At 73.6% G+C, this 8,825-nt stretch carries 8 protein-coding genes; 6 read left to right on the top strand and 2 right to left on the bottom strand.

The genetic code is table 11. The features are described from left to right. Both ACWEN3_RS34455 and ACWEN3_RS34450 read left to right on the top strand, forming a co-directional pair. The coding region (locus ACWEN3_RS34455) for a 4-alpha-glucanotransferase (protein WP_452979028.1) at nucleotides 1-992 on the top strand (992 nt) is incomplete at its 5' end. Between the two features lie 58 nt (nucleotides 993-1,050). Further along, nucleotides 1,051-1,314, top strand: coding sequence for a hypothetical protein (locus ACWEN3_RS34450; protein WP_452979026.1), 264 nt, complete (start codon nucleotides 1,051-1,053; stop codon nucleotides 1,312-1,314). Between the two features lie 118 nt (nucleotides 1,315-1,432). Here the strand turns inward: ACWEN3_RS34450 and ACWEN3_RS34445 are convergent, their stop codons facing one another. Beyond that, the gene (locus tag ACWEN3_RS34445; RefSeq protein ID WP_452979023.1) at nucleotides 1,433-1,990 is read right to left on the bottom strand and encodes a TetR/AcrR family transcriptional regulator; all 558 of its coding nucleotides are present in this window, start codon (nucleotides 1,988-1,990) and stop codon (nucleotides 1,433-1,435) included. Between the two features lie 129 nt (nucleotides 1,991-2,119). Here ACWEN3_RS34445 and ACWEN3_RS34440 point away from each other — a divergent pair, with 129 nt between their 5' ends. The 3 genes from ACWEN3_RS34440 (at nucleotide 2,120) to ACWEN3_RS34430 (ending at nucleotide 5,623) form a co-directional block, all read left to right on the top strand. Next, nucleotides 2,120-3,607, top strand: a complete 1,488-nt coding sequence (locus tag ACWEN3_RS34440) for an FAD-dependent monooxygenase (protein ID WP_452979020.1) — start codon at nucleotides 2,120-2,122, stop codon at nucleotides 3,605-3,607. Between the two features lie 163 nt (nucleotides 3,608-3,770). Continuing rightward, nucleotides 3,771-4,682 carry a DMT family transporter gene (locus ACWEN3_RS34435; RefSeq protein WP_452979017.1) on the top strand — a complete coding sequence of 304 codons (912 nt, stop codon included), beginning with the start codon at nucleotides 3,771-3,773 and terminating at the stop codon, nucleotides 4,680-4,682. Between the two features lie 17 nt (nucleotides 4,683-4,699). Beyond that, nucleotides 4,700-5,623, top strand: coding sequence for a LysR family transcriptional regulator (locus tag ACWEN3_RS34430; protein ID WP_452979014.1), 924 nt, complete (start codon nucleotides 4,700-4,702; stop codon nucleotides 5,621-5,623). Here the strand turns inward: ACWEN3_RS34430 and ACWEN3_RS34425 are convergent. After that, a complete protein-coding gene (locus tag ACWEN3_RS34425) occupies nucleotides 5,620-6,096 on the bottom strand; it encodes a DUF1203 domain-containing protein (protein ID WP_452979011.1) in 477 nt (158 codons plus the stop codon). The two genes, ACWEN3_RS34430 and ACWEN3_RS34425, sit on opposite strands and share 4 nt — an antisense overlap. 113 nt (nucleotides 6,097-6,209) lie before the next feature. On the opposite strand from ACWEN3_RS34425, the gene pepN reads away from it, so the two are divergent. After that, a complete protein-coding gene (gene pepN, locus ACWEN3_RS34420; protein WP_452979009.1) occupies nucleotides 6,210-8,783 on the top strand; it encodes an aminopeptidase N in 2,574 nt (857 codons plus the stop codon). Nucleotides 8,784-8,825: the final 42 nt, after the last annotated feature.

The raw sequence follows: 8,825 nt of genomic DNA, 5'->3' as shown, positions 1-8,825 counted from the left end.
GGCCGCCGATGCGCCGGATGTCGATGCCGCTCATTTGCTTGACCCCCCGCTTCTTTCCCGAACCACGGGCGCAGCAGGACGTGTTCGCCGCCGGCATGTCGGTCGGCGCGCCCCCGGACGCCTTCAACGCCCGCGGCCAGGACTGGGGCCTGCCGCCCTGGCGCCCCGACCGGCTCGCCGCCTGCGGCCACGCCCCTTACCGCGACCTGCTGCGCGCCCTCTTCCGCTACGCCGGCGCCCTGCGCATCGACCACGTCATGGGCCTGTTCCGGCTCTGGTGGGTGCCCCAGGGCAGCCCGCCCACCGAGGGCACCTACATCCGCTACGACGCCGAGGCCATGCTCGCCATCCTGGCCCTGGAGGCCGGCCGGGCCGGGGCCGTGGTGATCGGCGAGGACCTCGGCACCGTCGAGCCCGGCGTCCGCGAGGCGCTCCAGCGGCGCGGGGTGCTCGGCACCTCCGTGCTGTGGTTCGAGCGCGACTGGGAGGGCGACGGCCGCCCGCTGCCGCCCGAGCGCTGGCGCGCCGACTGCCTGGCCACCGCCACCACCCACGATCTGCCGCCCACCGCCGCCCGGCTCACCGGCGACCATGTCGACCTGCGCGACCGGCTCGGCCTGCTCACCCGCCCGGCGGCCGAGGAACGCGCCGAGGCCGTCGCCGACATCGCGGAGTGGCTCGCCCTGCTGGGCAGCCTCGGTCTGCTCGACAGCCCGGCGGCCGGCCCGCCCGGCTCCGACGAGGAGGAGGAGATCCGCGCGGTCCACCGCTTCCTGCTGCGCACCCCGGCCCGGCTGATCGGCGTCTGGCTGCCCGACGGCGTCGGCGACCGCCGCCCGCAGAACCTGCCGGGCACCTGGGACCAGTACCCGAACTGGCGGCTGCCGATCGCGGACCGGACGGGGCGTCCGGTGCCGCTGGAGGAGCTGACGGCCTCGCCCCGGCTCAGGGCACTCCTCGCGGTACTGGGGGGGGAGGGCAGGGTCCCATGAGTCCCCACTACGGGACCCCGGACGCGCGTCCTTCCGGGTGATTCGCTAACTTGAATGCGTGGACAAGAAGAACGCCCTGCGCGCCGGCGCCCTGGCCGCCGGTACGACGCTGATGATGCTGCTCATGTCGTCCCCCGCGCTCGCGCTGGCCCGTGACGACGGTGACGACCCCGGCCCGGGCCTGAGCGTCATCCAGACCGTGGGCCTCTACGTGCTGCTCCCGCTCGCGCTGTTCGCGGTCATCACCGGTCTGGTGATGGTGCTGGACAAGTCCCGTCCCAAGAAGGACACCACGTCGTCCAAGGTCGACGTCAAGGCCTGACCGGACCGTCCGGTCCTCCTGCCGGGGGCGCCCGTCCTCCCGTCGGTACGCGCGTGACGCCGTACCCGGGTGAGACCGGCGCCCTTCGTGTTTTCACGTACGGTTCCGGCCGTACGGCTCAGGGGTTCGGCGCGGTCAGATACCGCTGCACGGCCGGTCCCAGCCACGCCACCAGCTCCTGCCGGGACAGCGCCGTCGCCGCCGGCAGCCGCAGCACATAGCGCGTCAGGGCCATCCCGAGCACCTGCGCGGCACACAGCGCGGCCCGCGTCGGCACCTGTTCCGGGTCGGGACACACCTGCCGGGCCACCGGCAGCAGCTGCTCGCGGAAGATGTCCCGCATCCGCTCGGCCCCGGCCTGGTTGGTGACGCCGACCCGCAGCACGGCGCGCAGCTCCTCGTTCTCCTCCCACAGGTCGACGAAGTGGCCCACCAGGGCCTGCCCGACCTCCTCCCGCGGCACCCGCGCCAGGTCCGGCATGCGCAGATCGAGCGCGACGGCCGCCGCGAAGAGCCCCTCCTTGCTGCCGTAGTACCGCATCACCATCGACGGGTCGATGCGCGCGTCCCTGGCGATGGCCCGGATGGTGGCCCGCTCGTAGCCGTCGGCGGCGAAGCGCTCGCGGGCCGCGGCGAGGATGGCGGTACGGGTGGTGTCGGAGCGGCGTACGGTCATGTCAACGAGCGTAGGCCAACATGCGTAGGCCAACAAGTGTTGACCCTCTCCCTGATGCGGGTCTACGCTTGCCAACAAGCGTTGACCAACAGTTGTTGGCCAACGGGCGTTGGCACCCAGGAGGTCATCATGACCGGCACCACGGGAAACACCGGCACCACGGGTCGCACCAGCGGGAACGTCATCGTCGTCGGCTCCGGCCCGACCGGTCTGCTGCTCGCCGGCGACCTCGCCGCCGCCGGCGTCCCGGTCACCGTGATCGAGAAGCGCCCCCACCGGATCAGCAACCTCTCCCGCGCCTTCGTCCTGCACGCCCGCACCCTCGAACAGCTCGACGCCCGCGGGCTGGCCGATGGCCTGGAGGCCCTGGGGCGGCCCCTCGACCGCCTCAGCCTCTTCGGCCACCTCGCCATCGACCTCGCCGCGCTTCCTTCCCGCTTCAACCATCTCCTCGTGCTCCCGCAGTACGAGGTGGAGAAGGCGCTGGAGCGGCGGGCGGTCGAGGCGGGCGCCGGTTTCCGGTACGAGACCGAGCTGACCGGCCTCACGCAGGACGCGGACGGGGTGACGGTCGAGGTCCGCGGGCCCGAGGGGGACACGGAGAGCCTCCGGGCCGCCTATGTGGTCGGGGCCGACGGCATGCGCAGCGCGGTGCGGGAGGCGGTCGGGCTGCCGTTCCCGGGCAGGTCGGTGATCCGGTCCGTCGTCCTCGCCGACGTCAGGCTGGCCGAGAAGCCGGAGACCCTGCTCACCGTAGACGCGGTCGGGGACGCCTTCGCCTTCCTCGCGCCCTTCGGGGACGGCTACTACCGGGTGATCGGCTGGCACCGGGGCCGCGACGTCCCGGACACCGAGCCGCTGGAGCTGGCGGAGGTCCAGGAGATCACCCGGCTCGCCCTCGGCCGGGACTTCGGGATGCACGACGCCCGCTGGATGTCCCGCTTCCACAGCGACGAGCGGCAGGCGCCCGCCTACCGGGTGGGCCGGGTCTTCCTCGCGGGGGACGCCGCGCACGTGCACACCCCGGCCGGCGGGCAGGGCATGAACACCGGGCTGCAGGACGCGGCGAACCTGAGCTGGAAGCTGGCCGCGGTCGCCGGCGGGCACGCGGACCCCGGGCTGCTCGACAGCTACCAGGCCGAACGGCACCCGGTCGGAAGGGCGGTGCTGCGCAGCAGCGGCGGGATCGTCCGGATGGCCATGGCCAAGCGTCCCTGGACGCTCGCGGGCCGCGCCGCGCTCACCACGTTCCTGAACGCCGTCGGCCCCGCCCGCCGCAAGGTGGCGGGCCAGGTCACCGGGCTCGGCTACCGCTACCCCGCGCCCCGCGGCGCCCACCGCCTCACCGGCACCCGGGTCCCGGACGTCCGCCTGGCCGGCGGCACCCGCCTGTACGAGGCGCTGCGCGGCGGCCGCTTCGTCCTGATCGCCCCGGAGCCGTACGAGGCGGGGGCCGGCCGCGCGGACCGGCTGACCGTGGCCCGCTGGGCGAGCGACCGCCGTACGGCGCTGCTGGTGCGCCCCGACGGCTACATCGCCTGGGCCGCCGACACCGCCGACCCGGAGGCGGTCGAAGCGGCCGTGGCCCGGCATCTCGGGGCGGGCGTGACGGTGTGACAGCCCGCATGAGGCCGTCCGGCTCCTGACGTCGGCGCGCGCGGAGGTGGACGAGCTGCCGACCTTTCAGCTCTGCTGAAAAGAACGGTCGAAATGATTCGATGGACCTGACGGACACGGCGCTGTGACGGTAGGGGCACACCACCGAACCGAAAGGAGCCCCGTGGCCGCCGTCCTGCACAGGACCACCGCCTCCGCCCCCTCCGCCCGCAAGGCCGCACCCGCGGCCGGTCTCGCCCTCGCCGCCCTCGCCACCCTCGTCTGGTCCGGCAGCTTCGTCACCTCCCGGGGGCTGCACGACAGCGTCCCGCCGGTCCAGCACGCCTTCTGGCGCTGGGTGATCGCCCTGGCCGCCGTCGCCCCCTTCGGCGCCCGGCGGGCCTGGCGGCAGCGGGCAACGATCCGCCGGCACGGCCGCTACGTCCTCCTCGCCTCCCTGCTCGGCGTGGCCGTCTACAACACCCTCGTCAACCAGGCCGGACTGACCACCACGGCCCCCACCATGGGCATGATCATGGCCGCCTCGCCGGTGCTGATGGCGGTCTTCGAACGGCTGGGCGGCGTACGGCTCGGCGCGCGCCGCGTCACCGGGCTGCTCGTCGCCTGCGCGGGCGTGGCACTGCTCGTCGGCGGCGGCGCGCACTTCGCGCCCGGCGACCTGTGGATGATCGCGGCCGCCTGCTGCTTCGCCGGCTACAGCGCCCTGCTGCGCCGCAGGCCCGCCGAACTCGACGGCACCGGCTTCCTGTTCACCACGTTCCTCGTCGGCACGGTCCTCCTGCTGCCCGTCCAGGCCGCGAGCCTCGCCCTCCAGGGCGGCTTCCCCGCGACACCCCGCACGGTCCTGCCCCTCCTCTACGTCGGCGTGGCCTCCTCCGCCGTGGCCTTCTTCGCCTGGAACAAGGCCGTCGCCCTGATCGGCGCCACCCGCGCCGGCATCGTCTACCACCTTCAGCCGGTGTGCGTGGCCCTGCTGTCCTGGGCGCTGCTCGGCGAGACCACGGGACGGCCCCAGCTGCTGTCGATGGCGCTGATCCTGGGCGGGGTCGTGCTCGGGGCGGCGTCCCGGGGCTGAACCGGTAGCGTGCCGCCATGGCCGAGTGGGACGTCCGCAAGCTGCAGATCCTGCGCACCCTGCGGGAACGCGGCACCGTGACCGCGACGGCCGAGGCCCTGCACATGACACCGTCCGCGGTCTCCCAGCAGCTCACCAACCTCGCCCGGCAGCTCGGTGTGCCCCTGCTGGAGGCCCACGGCCGCCGGGTCCGGCTCACCGACGCGGCCCGGCTGGTGCTCACCCACGCCGAGGCGGTCTTCGAGCAGCTGGAGCGCGCCGAGGCCGCGCTGGCCGCGTACACCCTCGGGGAGGCGGGCGAGGTCCGGGTCGGCGCCTTCCCGACCGCCGTACCGGCCCTGGTCGTGCCCGCCGTACGGGCCCTGCGGGAGTCCCATCCCGCGGTGACCGTGCGCGTCCGCGAGACGGAGGCCGCCGCGGCCTGCGAACTGCTCGCCGCCGGGGAGGTCGACCTCGCCCTGTCCCTCGCGGCCGAGGCCCCCAGCGCCGCCGACCCCCGTTTCACCCGCCTGCCCCTGCTCACCGACCCCCTCGACGTCGCCCTGCCCCCGGACCACCCCCTGGCCACGGCCCCTCGCCTCGGGCTCACCGACCTGGCCGCCGAACCCTGGATCTTCGGCGGCAGCGGCCCCTGGTCCGACATCACCCGCCGGGCCTGCGAGGCCGCCGGTTTCAGTCCCCACCAGGGCCACTCCGCCTCCGGCTGGACGGCGATCCTCGCCATGGTGGAGGCGGGGATGGGCGTGGCCCTGGTGCCGAGGATGGCGGCCGGCCGCCGGGACGGGGTGGTGCTGCGCGAACTCGGCGCGGACCGGCCGGTACGGCACGTGGTGGCGGCGGTGCGCAGGGGCGGGGAGGCGGGCCGGGCGGTGACCCGGGTCCTGGAGGCCCTGCGGGACGCGGCCGCCGCGACCGGCGGCCCGGCGGGACGGACGGGCTAGCCCCGCGGGACCTCGTACAGGAAGCACCCGTACTCCACCGCCCGCACGTGCACCAGCGCCACCTCCGGGTCGGCGAAGGCCTCCGCGAAGGCCGCCTCGAAGCTCTCCGGGGGCTCCACGAGGCGGCCGCCGAGGATCCGGCCGCCGGCCGAGTAGCGGCGCAGGGTGCGGTGGGCGCCCGTGAAGGGAAGCGCGCCGCCCTCGGGACCGTGACACTCCCGGGCGTGGATGAAGACGGGCCCCTGCTCGTCGTACGCCCCGGGAGCGGCCCCCGTCGCGGCCGCCCAGCGGCGCAGCGGCGCGTACGAGACCAGGGCGATCAGCTCGCCGGGCTCGCTCGGCCGCAGACAGCAGCGCAGCGGGGAGCCGCCCTCCTCGTCGGTGAACGGGACGAGGGGGCGACCGGCGTCGTCGGCCGTGCGCAGTTCCTCCAGGGCCTCGGACGGGACGGGCCGTGCGGTGTAGGTCGTCATACGGCCCAGCGTCCTGCCCGACCGCCCCGCTGACCGGCGGTATCCGGACATCGCGTTACCTGCGGGTCCCATGGAAGGATGGCGCAACCGACACATAACGAGGAGATGACCGCGTGCCTGGCACAAACCTGACTCGCGAAGAGGCGCGGCAGCGGGCGGAGCTGCTCACCGTTGACTCGTACGAGATCGATCTCGACCTCTCCGGCGCGCAGGAGGGCGGAACCTACAGGTCCGTGACCACGGTGCGCTTCGACGTCGCCCGGGGCGACGTCGAGTCCTTCATCGACCTGGTGGCGCCGACCGTCCACGAGGTGGTTCTCAACGGCGACCAGCTGGACCCCGCCGAGCTCTTCGCCGACTCGCGGATCGCCCTGCCCGGGCTGCTGGAAGGGCGCAACATCCTGCGGGTCGTCGCCGACTGCGCCTACACCAACACCGGCGAGGGGCTCCACCGGTTCGTCGACCCCGTCGACGAGCAGGCCTACCTCTACACCCAGTTCGAGGTGCCGGACGCCCGCCGGGTCTTCGCCTCCTTCGAGCAGCCCGACCTGAAGGCCACCTTCCAGTTCACCGTGACGGCGCCCGAGGGCTGGACCGTCATCTCGAACTCGCCGACGCCGGAGCCGAAGGACAACGTCTGGTCCTTCGAGCCGACCCCGCGCGTCTCGACGTACATCACCGCGCTGATCGTCGGCCCGTACCACTCCGTGCACAGCGTGTACGAGAAGGACGGCCAGTCCGTGCCGCTCGGCATCTACTGCCGGCCCTCGCTCGCCGAGTTCCTCGACTCGGACGCGATCTTCGAGGTGACCCGGCAGGGCTTCGACTGGTTCCAGGAGAAGTTCGACTACGCCTACCCCTTCGCCAAGTACGACCAGCTCTTCGTGCCCGAGTTCAACGCGGGCGCCATGGAGAACGCCGGCGCCGTCACCATCCGCGACCAGTACGTCTTCCGGTCCAAGGTGACCGACGCGGCGTACGAGGTCCGCGCGGAGACGATCCTGCACGAGCTGGCCCACATGTGGTTCGGCGACCTGGTCACCATGGAGTGGTGGAACGACCTGTGGCTGAACGAGTCGTTCGCCACCTACACCTCCATCGCCTGCCAGGCCGCCGCGCCCGGCTCGAAGTGGCCGCACTCGTGGACCACGTTCGCGAACTCGATGAAGACCTGGGCGTACCGGCAGGACCAGCTGCCGTCCACGCACCCGATCATGGCGGACATCCGAGACCTGGACGACGTCCTCGTCAACTTCGACGGCATCACCTACGCCAAGGGCGCGAGCGTGCTCAAGCAGCTCGTCGCGTACGTCGGCGAGGACGAGTTCTTCAAGGGCGTGCAGGCCTACTTCAAGCGGCACGCGTTCGGCAACACGCGCCTGTCCGACCTGCTCGGCGCCCTGGAGGAGACCTCCGGCCGCGACCTGAAGACCTGGTCGGGCAAGTGGCTGGAGACGGCCGGCATCAACATCCTCCGCCCGGAGGTCGCCACCGACGCCGACGGGGTCGTCACCTCCTTCGCCGTCCGCCAGGAGGCCCCGGCGCTGCCCGCCGGCGCCAAGGGCGAGCCGGTCCTGCGCCCGCACCGCATCGCCATCGGCCTGTACGACCTCGACGCCGGCTCCGGCAAGCTGGTGCGCACCGAGCGGATCGAGCTGGACGTCGACGGCGAGCTGACCGCCGTGCCGCAGCTGACCGGCCGCACCCGCCCGGCCGTCGTCCTGCTCAACGACGACGACCTGTCCTACGCCAAGGTCCGCCTCGACGAGGAGTCCCTGAGGACCGTCACCGAGCACCTCGGCGACTTCGAGCAGTCCCTGCCGCGGGCCCTGTGCTGGGCGTCCGCCTGGGACATGACCCGCGACGCGGAGCTGGCCACCCGCGACTACCTCTCCCTCGTCCTGTCCGGCATCGGCAAGGAGTCGGACATCGGCGTCGTGCAGTCGCTGCACCGCCAGGTGAAGCTGGCGGTCGACCAGTACGCCGACCCGGCCGCCCGCGAGGCCCTGCTGACCCGCTGGACCGAGGCCACGCTGGCCCATCTGCGCGCGGCCGAGCCGGGCAGCGACCACCAGCTGGCCTGGGCGCGGGCCTTCGCGGCGACCGCGCGCACCCCGGAGCAGCTGGACCTGCTGGACGGCCTGCTGGACGGTACGCAGACCGTCGAGGGCCTGGCCGTGGACACCGAGCTGCGCTGGGCGTTCGTGGAGCGGCTGGCCGCGGTCGGCCGGTTCGACGAGGCGGAGATCGCCGGCGAGTACGAGCGGGACCGGACCGCGGCCGGTGAGCGGCACGCGGCCACCGCCCGTGCGGCCCGTCCCACGGCGGAGGCCAAGGCGGAGGCGTGGGCGTCGGTCGTCGAGTCCGGCCAGCTGCCCAACGCCGTGCAGGAGGCGGTGATCGGCGGCTTCGTGCAGACCGACCAGCGGGAGCTGCTGGCGCCGTACGCGGACCGGTACTTCGAGGTCCTGAAGGGCATCTGGGACTCCCGGTCGTACGAGATCGCCCAGCAGATCGCCACCGGCCTGTACCCGTCCCTCCAGGTCTCCGAGGAGACCCTGGCGCGGACGGACGACTGGCTGGCGGCGGCCGAGCCCAACGCGGCCCTGCGCCGCCTGGTCTCGGAGTCCCGCTCGGGCATCGAGCGCGCGCTGAGGGCCCAGGCGGCGGACGCGGCGGCCGTGTAGCCGTCCGCCCGTACGTCCGCGAAGGGCGCCCGGCAGCACGCC

It is taken from the genome of Streptomyces sp. NPDC004561 (genome assembly GCF_053602155.1).
This window is presented reverse-complemented; position numbering and strand designations above follow the sequence as displayed.